Raw genomic sequence first — 16,153 nt, forward strand, 5'->3', positions numbered from 1 at the left:
CCAAGACCTTCCGCAGGTGGGGCGGGGATGTCCGGCATGACCGGGCGTCCCCGCCTCCTGCCGTTAAGACGCAGGCAGGGGATAGGGTTGGGTTCAACAGAAGGGGGAGTGCCTGATGGAATACCAGAACCCACAACCCGACGCGGGCGTCCAAAAACACAGCGCCGGAAGCCTGGTGCCCGGCCACGGCCGCACCGTCATCTCTGAGACTGCCGTAGCAAAGGTTGCCGGCATCGCCGCCCGTGCTGTCCCGGGAGTCTATTCGCTGGGCTCCGGGCCGTCCCGTGCCCTCGGCGCCATCCGGGACGCCGTCGGCAGTTCCGACCACGCAGCAGGTGTGCACGCCGAGGTGGGCGAAACCCAGGTGGCTGTGGACATCAGCCTGGTGGCCACCTACGGCGCACCGCTCCATTCGGTGGCAGACCAGGTCCGGTCGTCCGTGTACCGCGCCGTTGAAGAGCTCGTCGGGCTGCAGGTCATTGAAGTGAACGTCGAAATCACCGATGTCTATGTGGCCCCGCCTGTTAAACCGGCAGGTCCGGCCACCGCAGAAAGGGAGGCCCTCCTGTGAACCTGACAGTTGTGGGAATCGCCGTGGGAGCGTTCGTGGCGTTTATGTCCTTCCAGTTCGGGCTGTGGGGCTTCCTGGTCTCGCTGCTGTTTATGGCAATCGGAGCCCTGCTGGGCCGCGCGGCGGAAGGGAAACTGGACCTGCGCGGCGTCCTGGATGCCATCATCGGCCGGCGCTCCTCGTCATGAGCTCGCCTGCATCGACGCTCCAGGGCCAGGTTCTTGCCGGCCATAACCGCATCAGCACCCAGGCCCTCACCAGCCTGGCCAGGGCCGCGGCAGCTGAGGCGCTGGGCGTGCCTGCCCAGGACATCCGTGCAGACTGGTCCGACGACGACGGCCTTCTGGCGCTGTCCCTCGTGGCGCCCATCCACATCCCGCCGCTGAAGGCCGTAGCGGCCGACGCCGCCAGGGTGGCCGCCTTCGGCGGGTCCATCTGGGACCGTACTGTCACTGCGAAAGCACGGATCCTGGCCACCGTCACCGCGCTCAGCGGGGCAAGGCTCAGCCGCGTGGACATCCGGATCAGCGGGGCCCGGATCAGCGAAGGAGGGCGTGTGAAATGAGCGCACCGGACAAGCAACGAATCCTCTACCGGGAGACCCACTCGTCCCGCGCGGTGGTGGCATCGATCGCCGCCGTCCTGGTTGTGGTGGCCTGCGCCTACGGACTCCTGGAAGCAGCCGTCCATGCCATCGGCCAGCCCGCTTGGCTGATCGAACCGCAGACTGCGGCGGAACGGCTCGTAGCGCTGCCCTCGGGAATATCGCCGTTGCTGCTCGGCGCCATGGGCGCCGTGCTGGCAATGATCGGGCTGTTCTTCCTTCTGAACGCAGTGCTTCCCGGGCGCCGCGCACGGCATGTGCTCAGCGGCCAGGGCGACGGCTGGAACAGTCCGGCAGTGGTGGTGGACGACGAGGTCATCGCTTCCGCCCTGGCACGGCGTGCCCGGCTCGCTGCCAACGTCACACCCGAGCAGGTCATGGTGGTGGTTTCCCGGCGCCAGGTCATTGTGAACGTCCGTCCCACCTCCGGCGTCCCTGTGGATGGGGAAGCCATCCGCGCAGCAGTGGACAGCGAACTTGGCGAGATGGCCCTGCTCCCGGTTCCCGAGGTCCGCATCAACCTGGCATCGGCAGGGGTGATTGGCGCGTGACCAGCACACCCGTCCTGCTCAATCGGATCCTTGTGGCGATCCTGGGCATCAAGCTCCTCGCCATTGGACTGCTCCTGGTCCTGCTGGCCACCGTTCCGGCAGTCGCCACGTGGTGGCATTCCTGGTCGGAGGACGTCTGGCAGGGGATTAACCAGGCCTTCAACAACACCCGGTTCCCGGGCCGGCCGGAAAGCTGGCTGTGGATCGTGGTGGTCCTTGTGACACTGCTGCTGATGGGGCTGATGGTTGCCTGGGTGGCGCAGCAGGGGAAAGGGCGCACCAACCAGCTCGTTTCAGATGACGACGCCGGGGAAGTTGCCGGCAACGTCCGGATCGGGGGAGGGGTGGCCGAACAGGCACTCAAGCAGGCCCTCGCGGAACGTCCGGATCTGGCCGGTGCCACCGTTGCAACCTACGAGGTCAACGGCAACCCGGCCCTGAAGGTCCGGCTCCTCCCGCGCCAGGGCGTCGCCCCGCACCTCCTCGCGGCGGAGGTGGCAACCCTGGTGGACGCCCTGGACGCGGTGGTTGGCATACGCACGCCGGTGCTGATCCACATCGGCGCCGGTGCGCGGACGCGGTTCAGCCGGGCTGAACGCGTCCGCTGAACACCTAAATCAGCGGGTCAGGTAGACCGTGCAGTTCGGCGGAATCCCGGCCATCAGACCGTCCGACGGCGGAGTGCTGGCCAGCGACACCGCGAACCCCTCAGGTACGGGAACCGCGGCCGCACCCAGGTTGCTCAGCACCAGCACCTCGCCATTGCGGAAGGCCAGCACCCCTGCTTCCGGCTGATGGGCGTCCGCCCATTGGAAGGACCCGGATCCCAGCCCGTGGGCGGAGCGGAACGCCAGTGCCGAACGGTAGAGCTCCAGCGTGGAACCCCCGACGCCGTCCTGCCGGTCTGCAGCCAGGTCCCGGAAGGACTCCGGCTGGGGCAGCCATGGTGCCGCGGGCACAATGGTGCCGGCGTCGGGCGTCCCGCCGACCGGGAAGGCCGTTGCAAAACCGTAACCAGGCTCGTCTGCCTTCCACGGAAGCGGCACGCGGCAGCCGTCGCGGCCGATCTCCGCGCCACTGGTGCGGAAGAAGGTGGGATCCTGCCGGGCGTCATCCGGGAGGCCGGTGTGTTCGGGAAGCCCCAGTTCCTCGCCCTGGTAGATGTAGACGGAACCCGGCAGCGCGAAGGAGAGCATGGTGGCCGCACGGGCCCGCTGCAGTCCCAGGAGGGCGTGCGGCTGCTCGTCCCCGGCCCCGATGCCCTTGGGGAACGTGGTGGGATCCTTCAAGCCGAACCGCGTGGTGTGCCGCACGGTGTCGTGGTTGCTCAACACCCACGTGGACGGTGCCTCCACGGACGCCGCCGCGCGGAGGGAGTCGTCAATGGCTTCGGCCATGCGCTCCGCATCCCACCCGGCGAGCAGGAAATCGAAGTTGAAGGCCTGCTGCATTTCATCCTTGCGGACATACCGGGCAAGCCGTTCCGCGGGCTCCACCCAGGCCTCGGCGACCATCATCCGGTCGCCCTCGTACGCCGCCAGCACCCGGTTCCAGTCGCGGTAAATGTCATGCACGCCATCCTGGTCAAAAAACGGCGACGGCGGGTACTGCGGCGACACCGCCCGGTGCGGCTCCTGCGCCTCCGTATGGGCGCCGTGGGCATCGCCCGGCGGGGTGTGCCGGTTGTCCGGAGCCTGCTCGGCGGTACCCTCCACCATGGCCGCGACCCCGTCCCAGTCCGGCAGGCCGGCTTCCTTGACCATGCCGTGGGCAACATCCACGCGGAAACCGTCCACGCCGCGGTCCAGCCAGAAGCGCATGACGGAGCGCATTTCCTCCTTGACCTCGTCGTTGTCCCAGTTCAGGTCAGGCTGTTTGGTATCGAACAGGTGAAGGTACCAGTCGCCGGGCCTTCCATCCGCTTCCGTTACCCTGCTCCAGGCGGGCCCGCCGAAGATGGACCGCCAGTTGTTCGGCGCGAGGTTGCCATCGCCGGAGCCCGGCACCTCGTCCTTGCCCGTCCGGAACATGTAACGGTCCCGTTGCGGGGATCCCGGAGGGGCTGCCAGAGCCTCCTGGAACCATGCGTGCTCGTCCGAGGTGTGGTTTGGGACAAGATCCACGATGACCTTCAGGCCGAGGCCGTGAGCAGTTTGTAACATTGCGTCGAAATCGGCCAGCGTTCCGAAAAGCGGGTCCACCTGGCGGTAGTCCGCCACGTCGTAACCGCCGTCCGCCTGGGGGGACTTATAGAAGGGCGACAGCCAGACCGCGTCGACTCCGAGCTGCTGCAAATACGGCAAACGGGCCGTAATCCCGGGCAGATCCCCCATCCCGTCGCCGTTGGCGTCTGCGAACGACCGGGGATAGATCTGGTAGACGGCGGCACTGGCCCACCAGGACTTTACCGTCAAGGCGGGGGTGGGAACGAGCGGATGGCGCATTTGGTTCCTCTCAGGTAACTTTTTGATGTAAACGCTTGCATTTCTTCCCGCAACGTTACTAGTGTGACAGTCACCACATCAACCGCACTGTCGACTTACTTGTCACTCAGCGAGGAGCCTCAAGCAATGAAAACCCGTAAATTCTTACTCCCGGCAGCAACTGCCGGCATCTTGGCCCTAACGCTCTCCGCCTGTGGCGGCGGGGGCGGGGGCACCACAGGTGGCGGCGGCACTGATGCCGAGGCCAACCTCGACGGCCGCGGTCCCATCACGTACGTCCAGGGCAAGGACAACAGCAACGTTGTCCGTCCCCTGGTGGAAAAGTGGAATGCCGCCCACCCCAACGAGAAGGTCACGTTCAAGGAACAGACCGACCAGGCCGACCAGCAGCACGATGACCTCGTGCAGCATTACCAGGCCAAGGACGCCAACTACGACGTCGCCAGCGTTGACGTTGTGTGGACAGCTGAGTTTGCGGCCAAGGGATGGCTGCAGCCGCTCAAGGACAAGATGGCCGTTGACACCACAGGCATGCTGAAGCCCACCGTGGATGCGGGTTCGTACAAGGGAACGCTCTATGCCGCGCCGGTATCGTCCGACGGCGGCATCCTCTACTACCGCAAGGACCTCGTTCCCACTGCCCCCAAGACCTGGGCAGAAATGATGGACATGTGCTCCATTGCCAAGGCCAACAACATCGGCTGCTACTCGGGCCAGTTCAAGCAGTATGAGGGCCTTACGGTGAACGCGTCCGAAGCCATCAACTCGTTTGGCGGCTCCGTCCTTGACAAGGACGGCAAGCCCAGCCTGAACACGGCTGACGCCAAGGCAGGCCTGGAGAACCTGATCAAGGCCTACAAGGACGGCAACATCCCGCAGGAAGCCATCACCTACCAGGAAGAGGAAAGCCGCCGGGCCTTCCAAAGCGGTAACCTGCTCTTCCTGCGCAACTGGCCTTACGTTTACAACCTTGCCACCACTGAAGGCTCATCCGTCGTCAAGGACAAGCTGGGTATGACGGCTCTTCCGGGCAAGGACGGACCTGGTGCATCGTCGCTGGGCGGACACAGTGCAGCAGTCAGCGTGTACTCGAAGAACAAGGCAACTGCCCTGGACTTCGTAAAGTTCCTTGTCGACGCGGAGCAGCAGAAGTTCTTCGCCACCCAGGGTTCTCTGGCTCCGGTGCTTGGTGACCTCTACGAGGACAAGGAGCTCGTTGCGAAACTCCCGTACCTTCCGGTGCTGAAGACCTCCATCGAGAACGCCGTTCCGCGTCCGGTCACGCCGTTCTACCCGGCCGTTACACAGGCTATCCAGGAGAACTCGTACGCTGCGCTGAAGGGCGAGAAGTCTGCTGAGCAGGCCCTCTCCGACATGCAGAAGTCCATCGAGTCCGCTGGCGCAGGATCGTAGCTTAGCCATGGCAACCGAATTGGGCCCGACGCCGGTCAAAAAGCCGGCGTCGGGCGGTCCCGAAGTCCACCACGCACCCAAGGGTGTGGGGGAGGACAACAAGCTGATGAGTCAGGGCAGGTGGGCGTCCTGGCTGCTCGCTCCGACCATCATTGCGCTGGGCGTCGTTATTGTGTACCCGATCATCAGCGCCATTGTGATGTCCTTCCAGAAGGACGCAGGCCTGGATCCTGTCACCGGCCTGTTTACGGCCGGCGGCCCAGCAGGTATTCAAAACTATGTGAACTGGATAGGCCAGCAGTGTGCCGCCCCTGGCGGCGGCACCATTGCTTGCCCCCCAGGTACCCTCGGCGGCCAGTTCTGGTCGGCCACAACCACCACGTTTATCTTCACCATCATCACGGTCACGTTTGAGACCATCCTGGGCTTCTGGATGGCCATGATCATGGCACGCACTTTCAAGGGCCGCAGCCTCATCCGGGCCGCTGTCCTGGTGCCGTGGGCCATCCCCACCGCCGTCACCGCCCAGCTCTGGCTCTTCATCTTCGACTTCGAAGGCATCGCCAACAAGCTGTTCAACGCCAGTATCCTCTGGACCGGCAGTGAGTGGCCCGCCAAATGGGCCGTTATCATCGCCGATACCTGGAAGACGACGCCGTTCATGGCGCTGTTGATCCTCGCGGGCCTGCAGATGATTCCCGCTGAGGTCTACGAAGCGGCCAAGGTGGATGGCGCCACTGCATGGCAGCGGTTCCGCCTGATCACGCTTCCGCTGGTCAAGCCGGCGCTGATGGTGGCAATCCTGTTCCGCACGCTGGACGCGCTGCGCATGTTCGACCTCCCGTACATCCTGACGCAGGGCGCGAACAACACCACCACGCTGTCCATACTGGTGATCAACCAGATCAGGCAAGGGTTCAACGCGGCCGCGGCGCTGTCCACGATCACCTTCATCATCATCTTCTTGGTCGCTTTCATCTTCGTACGGTTCCTGGGCGCGAATGTTGTGGAGCAAAGCGGCGCCACCGGTAAGGGGAAGAAATGAGCACGTCAACAGCAGCCACCGACCTGCGGGCCAGGCAGGACAAGGGGCGCAAGACCGCCCAGAACAGGGAGAAGTGGGCCCAGGGCCGCACGTACATCAGTGCAGCAGTCATCCTCATCTGGTGCCTCGCTCCTGCCTATTGGATGGTGGTGACGGCGTTCCGCGAGGTGGGCTTTACCTACGACACCTCGATCCTGCCAACCCATGTCACGCTGGACAATTTCGCCACCGCGTTCGACACCTCGTTCGGCAACAGGTTCGGCCAGGCCCTGCTGAACAGCATTTTCATCGGTGTTGTTGTCACGGCGGTGTCCCTGCTGATCGGCGTGTTTGCCGCTTACGCACTGGCGCGGCTGAATTTCCGGTTCAAGTTCCTGGTGCTGGGCTTCATCCTGGGGGCTTCCATGTTCCCCGGCGTCGCCCTGATCACCCCGCTCTTCCAGCTGTTCACCAACATCGGCTGGATGGGCACGTACCAGGCGCTGATCATCCCGAGTATCTCGTTTGTGCTGCCGCTGACCGTCTACACGCTGACGTCCTTCTTCCGCGAAATGCCGTGGGAGCTGGAGGAATCGGCGCGCGTGGATGGGTGTACCCAGGGCCAGGCCTTCCGCAAGGTCATCATGCCCTTGGCCGCACCGGCCATCTTCACCACGGCGATCCTGGCGTTCATCTCGTCCTGGAACGAGTTCCTGATCGCCAGCCAGCTGTCCAGTGACGCCACGCAGCCCGTGACGGTCGCCATCGCGAGCTTCGCGGGTGCACAGCCCAACCAGATCCCGTACACGGCCATTATGGCCGCAGGCACCATCGTCACCATTCCTTTGGTGATCCTGGTACTGGTCTTCCAGCGCAAGATCGTTGCCGGCCTGACGGCAGGTGCGGTCAAGTGACGGACGGCGTTTCCCGCCCCGGGAAGTCCAAAGGGGCGGGAAACGGACGCCGGCTGGCACGCTCCGGCGAGGACTTTGACATCATCATCGGATTCCTGGGTTTCTGGGCCGTGGTCCTGGTTGTGGTCACTGTCTGGATGGAAGTGACAGGGCAGCCCGCCCTCTGGTGGGCGCTGGGCCTGCTGGCCACGCTCCTTGCGATCTACGGAATGGTGCGGCTGCGAAAGCGGCTGCCCGAACGGAGGTAGCACTCCGGAGATGGTCCGGCCGAGTGACTACCCGCTTCGCGGTGTAACACTGCCCACACTGACACTGGGCAGGTAACACTGCGAAGCGGGACCCGGCTCAAAATACTATGGCGTGGGGGGATCGCACTGGAGCAGGGCGGACGCCTGCAGGGAGTACATAAGGGGACACCGTGGCACGCACATCTGAAAGGTCCCAACGGGGCGGCCACAGCGGCGTCAGCATTGAGGATGTAGCGGCCGCTGCGGGAGTTTCCACGGCCACTGTCTCGAGGGCGGTTCGCGGACTGCCGCGGGTGTCGCCGGCCACACGGGAAAAGATCCTCGAGGTCGCTGGCCAGCTGGGATATGTCGCTTCCTCCTCAGCATCAGGGCTGGCCACCGGCCGTACCAAGACCATTGGTGTGCTGGCACCGTTTGTGAGCCGGTGGTTCTTTTCCAAGGCCATCGAGGGTGCCGACCGGGAGCTCCACGCCCGCAATTACAACCTTTCGCTGTTCAACCTGGGCGGCCACGGCAGCAACCGGGAGCGGCTCTTCAGCAAGACCATGGTCTATAAGCAGATCGATGCGCTGCTGGTGCTGTGTATGGCCCTCACCCATGACGAGCTCGACCATCTGCAAAAGATCGACATCCCCCTGGTGGTGGTGGGCGGCCATGTTGAGGAATGCGCCTACATAGGCATCGATGACTACGCCGCCGCATCCACCGCCGTCCGGCACCTGATTGACCTGGGGCACCGCGACATCGCCCTGATCCATGGCGATGATGAAACCGACCTGAACTTTGACGTCCCCCGGGTCCGCATCCTCGCCTTCAAAGACGTCATGCAGGGCGCGGGCCTGCCCACCCGCCCGGAATGGGATGAATGGGGCGATTTCACGGTCCGGAGCGGGCAGGAGGCATTCCGCCGGCTCTGGGCCCGCCCGGGAGACAAACCCACCGCCGTCTTTTGCGCCTCCGACGAAATGGCCATGGGCGTCATCTTTGAAGCATCCCGGCTGGGGGTCCGCGTCCCGGAGGAGCTTTCCGTGGTGGGAATCGACAACCATGATTTCGCCGACGCAATGGGCCTGACCACGGTGGGCCAGCGTCCGGACGAGCAGGCGGAGCTCGCCACCAAAATGCTGCTGGACGAACTCGACGGCGCTACCGGGGCGGTGCGCTCCGCCGTCGCGCCTCACGAACTCATCATCCGGAGGACGACGGCGCCGCCACGCGCCTAAGACGGCCCGCGCCGGGTGTGAACCTAGGAAGCCCGGGCCAGTTGCCTGATGGGGATCCAGCGGGAGGCCAGCCGGCGGTAAGCCGCCGCGGCGCCGGTCATGTCCCCCTCGGCCAGGCACTCGATGCCCAGCCGGATGTCCATTGGTGACTCGTCCGGGTACACCTTGTCCGCGACGGCTCCGTAATCCAGCTCCACCATGGAATTGACGTGGAACAGCTCCAGCCACTCGGTGAGCTGGGCGAGGTCGTCCAGCATGTCCAGGTCCGGCGCCGCCAAGGCCAGGTTGGCCACGGCGTACCGCGCCCGTTCCATGGCCTCCGTGATGGGCGTCCAGACGCGGACGGTGAGGATCCGGCCGCCGGATTCCACCACGTCCTTGCGGTCACCTTCCATAAACAGCGAGAACCAGCTGAACGGAATGCCCCATGTGGAGGCGCGGGTATGGACCCGGATGGATCCGTCCCGGGCCTTGACGAGGTCGATGCGTTCCTGGTGTTTATCCCGCTGTTCTTCCGGAATCAGCATTTCAGCGAGAGGGCCGTGGATTCCCTCCATCAGCGCGTTGGCTGCCAGTCCGGCCCGCAGCACCAGCTGGCTGGGGCAGTACAGCAGGACCGGAGCCGCGGCGGCACCCGCGCCGGCGTCAGCGCCGCCGTCGGACGTTCCAGCTGCCGGAGCATCTTCGGGCAACGCAGGTCCCGGAACGCCGGGAGTGGTGGTGACCCGGACCAGGTCGGTGCGGCCGGTGGGAAACGGATCGCCGCCGGCCCGGGTGATACGGCCCAGGGAGGCGAGCAGTTCGGCGTTTTCCACGGCCGCCCGTGAGGCGGTGCGGGCACCGGCCGTCCGGATGGCTTCACGCTGGTCCTCGGGAAAGGCGTCCAGCGGTTCATAGACACGCAGCGTGGAGGAAAACGGCAGGCCGGCCTGGCCACGGTAGAGGTTTCCGGTCATCGTTTCCCCCTTTCGGCGGTCCAGGGTTGAAGCATCAGTCTGCCAGATCCACCAGCACCGGCGCGTGGTCCGAGGCGCCCTTGCCTTTACGTTCCTCGCGGTCGATCGATGCGCCGGTCACCCGGGCTGCGAGGGCAGGGGAGCCGAGTACGAAGTCGATGCGCATGCCTTCCTTCTTGGGGAAGCGCAGCTGGGTGTAATCCCAGTAGGTGTAGACGCCGGGGCCGGGTGTGTACTCGCGTGCCAGGTCCTTGAACCCGGCCTCTTCAAAGGCATGGAACGCGGCGCGTTCCGGTGGGCTGACGTGGGTGTAGTTGTTGTTGACGAACAGGTCGATGTCCCAGACGTCGTCGTCGAACGGTGCAATGTTCCAGTCGCCCATGAGGGCCACCTGGGCGTTCGGGTCGGCGGTGACCAGGCTGTGGGCGTGGGTCTTCAGGGATTCAAGCCATTTGATCTTGTACGGCATGTGTTCGTCGTCGAGCGACCGGCCGTTGGGGACGTAGAGGCTCCAGATCCGGACGCCGCCGCAGGTGGCGGCCATGGCGCGGGCTTCCTGGACGGGGTCTTTGCCCTCCTTGCCGAACACGGGCTGGTCCAGGAACGTCCGCTCCACATCCTCAAGGCCCACCCGGGACGCGATGGCCACGCCGTTCCACTGGTTCACGCCGAAGTGGGCCACCTCGTAGCCCATCCGCTCGAAGAGTTCCCAGGGGAAATTCTCGTCCTTGCACTTGGTTTCCTGTATGGCCAGGACATCACAGTCACTGCGCTGCAGCCAGGCCTCCACACGGTCGGCACGGGCACGGAGCGAGTTTACATTCCAGGTAGCAATCTTCACGTTCCTAACTTACCGAACTTGGGCGCCCGGCATAGCCCCCGCGGCCGCGGAGCCGGATCCGTGACTGGCTCCCGGCCGGCGCCCGCAGGAACGGGGCACAATGGCGCGGACACGCCGTCGGAACGTGCTTTCACGGCCCGGATGCAGGTCAAAGTGCCCCACGACGGCGGCACGTAAGCATGCGACGACGGTGGCGGCAGCGGGGCCATGGCACTCTGGAATTTAGTAGGAAGTCCGAGTATATTCGCTTGCAGAGATGACCTGGATCACATGCGAAGGAGCATTCAGCCATGGTGCGCGAACTATCCCATTACATGTCCGGCCAAAGAATTGGCGGGACGTCCGGCCGTTACAGCGACGTTTTTGATCCCTGCACGGGCGAGGTCCAGTCGCGCCTGCCGCTGGCCAGCCGCGAGGAAGTCCAGAACGTGGTGGCCGCGGCGGAGAAGGCCCAGCTGGAGTGGGGAGCCATGAACCCGCAGCGCCGCGGCCGGATCCTGCTGAAGTTCGTCGACCTGGTCAACCAGAACATGGATGAGCTCGCCACCCTGCTCTCCTCCGAACACGGCAAGACCTTCGCGGATTCCAAGGGCGACATCCAGCGCGGGATCGAAGTGGTGGAGTTCGCGGCGGGTGCCCCGCACCTGCTGAAGGGTGAATTCTCCGACGACGCCGGTGCAGGCATCGACGTCCACTCACTTCGCCAGCCCCTCGGCGTGGTTGCGGGCATCACGCCCTTCAACTTCCCGGCGATGATTCCGCTGTGGAAATCCGGGCCGGCCCTTGCCGCGGGCAACGCCTTCATCCTCAAGCCCTCCGAGCGGGACCCCTCGGTGCCGCTGCGCCTGGCCGAGCTGTACTCCGAAGCGGGCGTCCCGGATGGTGTCTTCAATGTGGTGAACGGCGACAAGGTAGCCGTTGACGCCCTGCTGGAGGATCCGCGGGTGAAGGCCATCGGTTTCGTGGGCTCAACCCCCATCGCCCAGTACATCTACGCCACTGCGGCCGCCCACGGTAAACGCGCCCAATGTTTCGGCGGCGCCAAGAACCACATGGTGATCATGCCGGACGCGGACCTGGACATGGCCGCCGACGCCCTGATCGGGGCCGGCTATGGCTCCGCCGGTGAGCGCTGCATGGCCATTTCCGTGGCTGTGCCGGTCGGCGAGGAAACCGCCGACCGGCTGGTGGGGAAACTCCAGGACCGCATCAAGGGGCTCAAGGTGGGCCACAGCCTGGCCAAGGATTCGGACTTCGGCCCGGTCGTGGCGGCCAGTGCCAAGGAACGGATCGAGGGCTACATCCAGGCAGGTGAGGACGAGGGGGCGACGCTCCTCGTAGACGGGCGAGGCCTCACCGTTGAAGGCTACGACGGCGGCTTCTGGGTGGGTCCCACGCTCTTTGACCACGTCACCAAGGACATGAAGATCTACAAGGAAGAGATCTTCGGCCCGGTCCTGAGCGTCCTGCGTGCCGCCGACTACGACGAGGCCCTCCGGCTGTGCTCCGAGCATGAGTTCGGGAACGGCGTCGCGATCTTCACCCGCGACGGAGACGCCGCCCGGGACTTCGCCAGCCGCGTGGAAGTGGGCATGGTGGGCATCAATGTCCCCATCCCGGTACCGATCGCGTACTACACCTTCGGCGGCTGGAAGGCCTCCGGCTTCGGCGACCTGAACCAACACGGCGCCGATGCCTTCCGCTTCTACACCAAGACCAAAACGGTCACCACGCGCTGGCCCTCCGGGATCCGCCAGGGCGCCAGCTTTGTGATGCCGGCGGGAAGCTGATGGGGGAGCAGGAACTGCCAGAGGTGCTGTTCGAGCGGCGTGGGCAGCTGGGCCTGATCACGCTGAACCGGCCGAAGGCTGTCAACGCCCTCACGCTCGGCATGGTCTCGGCCATGCTGGAGCAACTCACGGCCTGGGCCGATGAAGACGCCGTGGCCACCGTCCTGGTGCGCGGCGCCGGGGACCGCGGGCTGTGCGCCGGCGGGGACATCGTTGCCATCTACCAGGACATGATCAAGGAGGAAGGCCGGGCCCCGGACTTCTGGAGCGCCGAGTACCGGCTCAATTCGCTCATTGCCGGGTACCCGAAGCCCTATGTTGCCTTCATGGACGGCCTGGTGCTCGGCGGCGGTGTGGGAATTTCTGCCCACGGCTCGGTCCGCGTGGTCACTGAGCGGACGCGGATGGGGATGCCGGAAACCACCATTGGTTTTGTGCCCGACGTCGGCGGGACGCTGCTGCTGTCCCGCGCACCGGGGGAGACGGGTACCCATGCCGCGCTGACGGGTGCCCACCTGACCGGCGCGGATGCCCTGTTTTTGGGACTTGCCGACCACTTCGTCCCGTCCGGAAGTCTCCCCGCACTGGCGGAAGCGCTGGAGAGCTCGACGGCGGATGCCGCCGTCGGGCGCTTCGCCCAACAGCCGCCGGCGTCGGTGCTCGAGGGGCATCGGGACTGGATTGATGCCGCCTATGCGGGCGACGACGCGGAAGAGATTGTCCGCCGGCTGCGGGCGGCGGGCGGCGATGCCGCCGCGGCGGCGGACACCATCGAATCGAAGTCGCCCACGGCCGTGAAGGTGGCTCTGGCGTCACTCCGGCGGGTCCGGGGGCTGTCCCTTGAGGACGCCCTGGACCAGGAATACCGGGTGGGGCTGCGCTTCCTGGCCGGCCGCGATTTCCGTGAGGGCATCCGGGCGCAGGTGGTCGAGAAGGACCGCAATCCGCGGTGGCAGCCAGCCACGCTCGCAGAGGTGGGCGAGGCCGACGTCGAGGCCTATTTTGCATCCCTCGGCGAACGCGAACTCGGCCTGGGCGGCGTGGTCGCCGGTGCGAAGACCTTCAGCCAGCCAAAGGAGACGGACCATGTCTGAGAAACCCACCATCGCGTTCCTGGGCCTGGGCCACATGGGCGGGCCCATGGCCATCAATCTGGTCAAGGCCGGCTACAGCGTGGCCGGCTTCGATGTGGTTCCCGCTGCACTGGAGGCGGCAAAGGCGCACGGCGTGCCCATCGCGGCCAGCCCTGCCGAGTCCGTGACCGGCGCCGGGGTGGTGCTCACCATGTTCCCCAGCGGCCAGCACGTGCTTGACGCCTACCGCGGGACGGACGGTGCGCCCGGACTGCTGGCGGCAGCCGCCCCGGGAACCATGTTCCTGGACTGCTCCACCATCAACGTCGACGAGGCCCGGGAAGCCGCAGCGCTGGCCGTCGCGGCGGGCCACCGCTCCGTGGACGCCCCGGTCTCCGGCGGCGTGGTGGGCGCGGAGGCCGGCACCCTTACGTTCATGGTGGGCGGCGAAGCGGAGGACTTCGACGCCGTGCGGCCGCTGCTCGAAGTGATGGGCAAGCGCGTAGTTCACTGCGGCGGGCACGGCGGTGGCCAGGCCGCGAAGATCTGCAACAACCTCATCCTGGGGGTCTCCATGATCGCCGTGAGTGAGGCTTTTGTGCTGGGCGAGAAGCTGGGCCTGACGCACCAGGCGCTGTTCGACGTCGCCTCCGCCGCCTCCGGACAGTGCTGGGCGCTGACCACCAACTGCCCCGTTCCCGGGCCGGTCCCCAGCAGCCCCGCCAACCGCGACTACCAGCCAGGCTTCGCCGGGGCGCTGATGGCCAAGGACCTCAAACTGGCACTGAACGCACTGCAGAGCACGGGGGTGGCGGCCCGGCTGGGCCCGCTCGCCTCCGAAATCTACGATACGTTTGCCGCTGAAGGCGGCGCAGGCCGGGACTTCTCCGGGATCATCACCGACATCCGGGACAAGTCCCACAACGACGGGAGTCAGGCATGAGCGAGTACACGAACATCCTGGTGGAACAGCGTGGCCGGGTTGGCCTGGTCACGCTCAACCGGCCGGAGGCCCTCAACGCCCTGGACAAGGCCACCATGGAGCAGCTCGTGGCAGCAGTCACCGCCATGGACGCAGACCCGGGCGTCGGAGCGGTGGTCATCACGGGCTCCGGCAAGGCGTTCGCCGCCGGCGCGGACATCAAGGAAATGGCGTCGCAGGGCTTTATGGACATGTTCGCGGCCGACTGGTTCCGCGGCTGGGAGGACTTCACCAGGCTCCGCATCCCCACCATCGCTGCGGTGTCCGGCTTCGCGCTGGGCGGCGGCTGCGAACTGGCGATGATGTGCGACCTCATCATCGCCGGTGACAACGCCAAGTTCGGCCAGCCGGAGATCAACCTCGGCGTGCTGCCGGGCATGGGTGGCTCCCAGCGGCTGACCCGTGCAGTTGGCAAGGCAAAAGCCATGGACATGATCCTCACCGGACGCTTCATCGGCGCCGAAGAGGCCGAACGCTCAGGGCTCATCTCGCGCGTAGTGCCCGCGGAGGACGTCGTGGAGGAGTCGTTGAAAGCCGCCGAGATCATCGCGTCCAAGTCCAAGCCGGTGGCCATGCTGGCGAAGGAAGCCGTGAACGCCGCCTTTGAGACCGGCCTGGCCCAGGGTGTCCTGTTTGAACGACGGATCTTCCACTCGCTCTTCGCCAGCGAGGACCAGAAGGAAGGCATGGCCGCCTTTACGGAGAAGCGCCAGCCGGAGTTCAGCCACCGCTGACCCCATCGACTGAACCATTTACCTGATTGAAGGGCCATGCCCCGTTCCTCCTAGACTCGTAGGAGCCGGGAAACCGGAACGGACATCTGGCTGTGTAGTGGAACGGGGAATGGTGATGTGGGGAACAGGCGTCGCTTCCGCAGGCTCGACGGACAACCTGGGCGGCCTGGTGGGCTTCGCGGCGAGGGGCATCGAAAGCCTCGGCGAATGGGGCGTGGGCCTCTTCACCCTGGCAGAAACTGTCCTTCCGCCCATTCCCAGCGAGGTGATCCTCCCGCTGGCCGGGTACCTGGCCAAACAGGGATCCCTGAACCTGCTGCTTGTCTTCATCACCAGCACGATGGGTGCCTACGCCGGTGCCCTCCTGCTGTATTGGCTCGGGGCCAAACTCGGACTCGAGCGGTCCATTCGTGGCCTGTCGAAGCTTCCCTTGGTGGACCGGGAGGATTTTGACAACGCCGCGGACTGGTTCCGCCGCCACGGCCGGTCCTCGATCTTCTTTGGCCGGCTGCTCCCCGGCGTGCGGAGCCTCATTTCACTGCCCGCCGGTGCGTCCAGCATGCACCTGGCCACGTTCAGCCTCTATACGCTCGCGGGGAGCGGGCTGTGGAACGGCGCCCTCATCGGCCTGGGCTATGCGGTTGGTTCGCAGTACCAGGTGATCGAACAGTATTCACGGTTCCTCAACTACGCCGTGTACGCCGCGCTGGGGCTGATGGTGGTGTGGCTCGTCGTCAGGAGTGTCCGGCGCAGCAAGAACGCCAGGTCCTAAGGACGCTAAGCCT

18 protein-coding genes are annotated in these 16,153 nt (G+C 65.6%); 15 read left to right on the plus strand and 3 right to left on the minus strand.

Translation table 11 applies throughout. The annotated features are described in order from the left end of the window. The first annotated feature begins 115 nt into the window (after positions 1-115). The 5 genes from EYS21_RS11835 to EYS21_RS11855 are packed head-to-tail and all read left to right on the plus strand — an operon-like array spanning position 116 to position 2,334. On the plus strand, positions 116-571 hold the full coding sequence (locus EYS21_RS11835; protein WP_131133404.1) for an Asp23/Gls24 family envelope stress response protein: 456 nt from the start codon (positions 116-118) through the stop codon (positions 569-571). Next, positions 568-759: a hypothetical protein gene (locus EYS21_RS11840; protein ID WP_131133405.1), complete on the plus strand. Its 192-nt coding sequence runs from the start codon at positions 568-570 to the stop codon at positions 757-759. Before EYS21_RS11835 ends, EYS21_RS11840 begins: the two co-directional genes overlap by 4 nt. Further along, complete coding sequence (locus EYS21_RS11845; protein WP_131133406.1) at positions 756-1,136, plus strand: hypothetical protein; 381 nt, start codon at positions 756-758, stop codon at positions 1,134-1,136. The genes EYS21_RS11840 and EYS21_RS11845 overlap by 4 nt, the downstream gene beginning before the upstream one ends. Continuing rightward, positions 1,133-1,726, plus strand: a complete 594-nt coding sequence (locus tag EYS21_RS11850) for a DUF6286 domain-containing protein (RefSeq protein ID WP_131133407.1) — start codon at positions 1,133-1,135, stop codon at positions 1,724-1,726. The genes EYS21_RS11845 and EYS21_RS11850 overlap by 4 nt, the downstream gene beginning before the upstream one ends. Then, the gene (locus EYS21_RS11855) at positions 1,723-2,334 is read left to right on the plus strand and encodes a hypothetical protein (RefSeq protein WP_131133408.1); all 612 of its coding nucleotides are present in this window, start codon (positions 1,723-1,725) and stop codon (positions 2,332-2,334) included. Before EYS21_RS11850 ends, EYS21_RS11855 begins: the two co-directional genes overlap by 4 nt. A gap of 9 nt (positions 2,335-2,343) precedes the next feature. Here EYS21_RS11855 and EYS21_RS11860 read toward each other — a convergent pair whose 3' ends face one another. After that, positions 2,344-4,170, minus strand: coding sequence for a glycoside hydrolase family 13 protein (locus EYS21_RS11860; RefSeq protein WP_131133409.1), 1,827 nt, complete (start codon positions 4,168-4,170; stop codon positions 2,344-2,346). A gap of 126 nt (positions 4,171-4,296) precedes the next feature. Between EYS21_RS11860 and EYS21_RS11865 the strand changes: the two genes are divergently transcribed. The 5 genes from EYS21_RS11865 to EYS21_RS11885 all read left to right on the plus strand — a co-directional run bounded on the left by EYS21_RS11865 (position 4,297) and on the right by EYS21_RS11885 (position 8,992). After that, on the plus strand, positions 4,297-5,583 hold the full coding sequence (locus EYS21_RS11865) for an ABC transporter substrate-binding protein (RefSeq protein ID WP_131133410.1): 1,287 nt from the start codon (positions 4,297-4,299) through the stop codon (positions 5,581-5,583). Between the two features lie 7 nt (positions 5,584-5,590). Then, positions 5,591-6,628, plus strand: a complete 1,038-nt coding sequence (locus EYS21_RS11870; protein ID WP_131133411.1) for a sugar ABC transporter permease — start codon at positions 5,591-5,593, stop codon at positions 6,626-6,628. Then, on the plus strand, positions 6,625-7,521 hold the full coding sequence (locus tag EYS21_RS11875; RefSeq protein ID WP_131133412.1) for a carbohydrate ABC transporter permease: 897 nt from the start codon (positions 6,625-6,627) through the stop codon (positions 7,519-7,521). The genes EYS21_RS11870 and EYS21_RS11875 overlap by 4 nt, the downstream gene beginning before the upstream one ends. After that, the gene (locus tag EYS21_RS11880) at positions 7,518-7,769 is read left to right on the plus strand and encodes a hypothetical protein (RefSeq protein ID WP_131133413.1); all 252 of its coding nucleotides are present in this window, start codon (positions 7,518-7,520) and stop codon (positions 7,767-7,769) included. Before EYS21_RS11875 ends, EYS21_RS11880 begins: the two co-directional genes overlap by 4 nt. 170 nt (positions 7,770-7,939) lie before the next feature. After that, positions 7,940-8,992 carry a LacI family DNA-binding transcriptional regulator gene (locus tag EYS21_RS11885; protein WP_131133414.1) on the plus strand — a complete coding sequence of 351 codons (1,053 nt, stop codon included), beginning with the start codon at positions 7,940-7,942 and terminating at the stop codon, positions 8,990-8,992. Positions 8,993-9,015: 23 nt separating this feature from the next. On the opposite strand, the gene EYS21_RS11890 is transcribed toward EYS21_RS11885, so the two are convergent. Next, on the minus strand, positions 9,016-9,948 hold the full coding sequence (locus EYS21_RS11890) for a hypothetical protein (RefSeq protein ID WP_131133415.1): 933 nt from the start codon (positions 9,946-9,948) through the stop codon (positions 9,016-9,018). Between the two features lie 34 nt (positions 9,949-9,982). Continuing rightward, a complete protein-coding gene (locus EYS21_RS11895) occupies positions 9,983-10,789 on the minus strand; it encodes an exodeoxyribonuclease III (RefSeq protein WP_131133416.1) in 807 nt (268 codons plus the stop codon). Between the two features lie 290 nt (positions 10,790-11,079). Between EYS21_RS11895 and EYS21_RS11900 the strand changes: the two genes are divergently transcribed. The 5 genes from EYS21_RS11900 (at position 11,080) to EYS21_RS11920 (ending at position 16,140) form a co-directional block, all read left to right on the plus strand. Next, entirely contained in the window at positions 11,080-12,579 is a 1,500-nt protein-coding gene (locus EYS21_RS11900; RefSeq protein WP_131133417.1) for a CoA-acylating methylmalonate-semialdehyde dehydrogenase, read from the plus strand. Beyond that, positions 12,579-13,673: an enoyl-CoA hydratase/isomerase family protein gene (locus tag EYS21_RS11905; RefSeq protein WP_131133418.1), complete on the plus strand. Its 1,095-nt coding sequence runs from the start codon at positions 12,579-12,581 to the stop codon at positions 13,671-13,673. Before EYS21_RS11900 ends, EYS21_RS11905 begins: the two co-directional genes overlap by 1 nt. Further along, the gene (gene mmsB, locus EYS21_RS11910) at positions 13,666-14,595 is read left to right on the plus strand and encodes a 3-hydroxyisobutyrate dehydrogenase (RefSeq protein WP_131133419.1); all 930 of its coding nucleotides are present in this window, start codon (positions 13,666-13,668) and stop codon (positions 14,593-14,595) included. The genes EYS21_RS11905 and mmsB overlap by 8 nt, the downstream gene beginning before the upstream one ends. Beyond that, positions 14,592-15,368, plus strand: a complete 777-nt coding sequence (locus EYS21_RS11915; RefSeq protein ID WP_131133420.1) for an enoyl-CoA hydratase — start codon at positions 14,592-14,594, stop codon at positions 15,366-15,368. Before mmsB ends, EYS21_RS11915 begins: the two co-directional genes overlap by 4 nt. A 115-nt stretch (positions 15,369-15,483) precedes the next feature. Next, entirely contained in the window at positions 15,484-16,140 is a 657-nt protein-coding gene (locus EYS21_RS11920; RefSeq protein WP_131133627.1) for a DedA family protein, read from the plus strand. The last annotated feature ends 13 nt before the right edge of the window (positions 16,141-16,153 follow it).

The organism is Arthrobacter sp. S39 (genome assembly GCF_004320525.1).
GTDB lineage: Bacteria > Actinomycetota > Actinomycetes > Actinomycetales > Micrococcaceae > Arthrobacter.

Bases quoted from the DNA above. Each gene is read 5' to 3' on its own strand.
- EYS21_RS11865 (WP_131133410.1), top strand. From the start codon at position 4,297: ATGAAAACCCGTAAATTCTTACTCCCGGCAGCAACTGCCGGCATCTTG.
- EYS21_RS11890 (WP_131133415.1), bottom strand. From the start codon at position 9,948: ATGACCGGAAACCTCTACCGTGGCCAGGCCGGCCTGCCGTTTTCCTCC.
- mmsB (WP_131133419.1), top strand. From the start codon at position 13,666: ATGTCTGAGAAACCCACCATCGCGTTCCTGGGCCTGGGCCACATGGGC.
- EYS21_RS11920 (WP_131133627.1), top strand. From the start codon at position 15,484: ATGTGGGGAACAGGCGTCGCTTCCGCAGGCTCGACGGACAACCTGGGC.
- EYS21_RS11860 (WP_131133409.1), bottom strand. From the start codon at position 4,170: ATGCGCCATCCGCTCGTTCCCACCCCCGCCTTGACGGTAAAGTCCTGG.
- EYS21_RS11900 (WP_131133417.1), top strand. From the start codon at position 11,080: ATGGTGCGCGAACTATCCCATTACATGTCCGGCCAAAGAATTGGCGGG.
- EYS21_RS11850 (WP_131133407.1), top strand. From the start codon at position 1,133: ATGAGCGCACCGGACAAGCAACGAATCCTCTACCGGGAGACCCACTCG.
- EYS21_RS11845 (WP_131133406.1), top strand. From the start codon at position 756: ATGAGCTCGCCTGCATCGACGCTCCAGGGCCAGGTTCTTGCCGGCCAT.
- EYS21_RS11875 (WP_131133412.1), top strand. From the start codon at position 6,625: ATGAGCACGTCAACAGCAGCCACCGACCTGCGGGCCAGGCAGGACAAG.
- EYS21_RS11905 (WP_131133418.1), top strand. From the start codon at position 12,579: ATGGGGGAGCAGGAACTGCCAGAGGTGCTGTTCGAGCGGCGTGGGCAG.
- EYS21_RS11870 (WP_131133411.1), top strand. From the start codon at position 5,591: ATGGCAACCGAATTGGGCCCGACGCCGGTCAAAAAGCCGGCGTCGGGC.
- EYS21_RS11915 (WP_131133420.1), top strand. From the start codon at position 14,592: ATGAGCGAGTACACGAACATCCTGGTGGAACAGCGTGGCCGGGTTGGC.
- EYS21_RS11835 (WP_131133404.1), top strand. From the start codon at position 116: ATGGAATACCAGAACCCACAACCCGACGCGGGCGTCCAAAAACACAGC.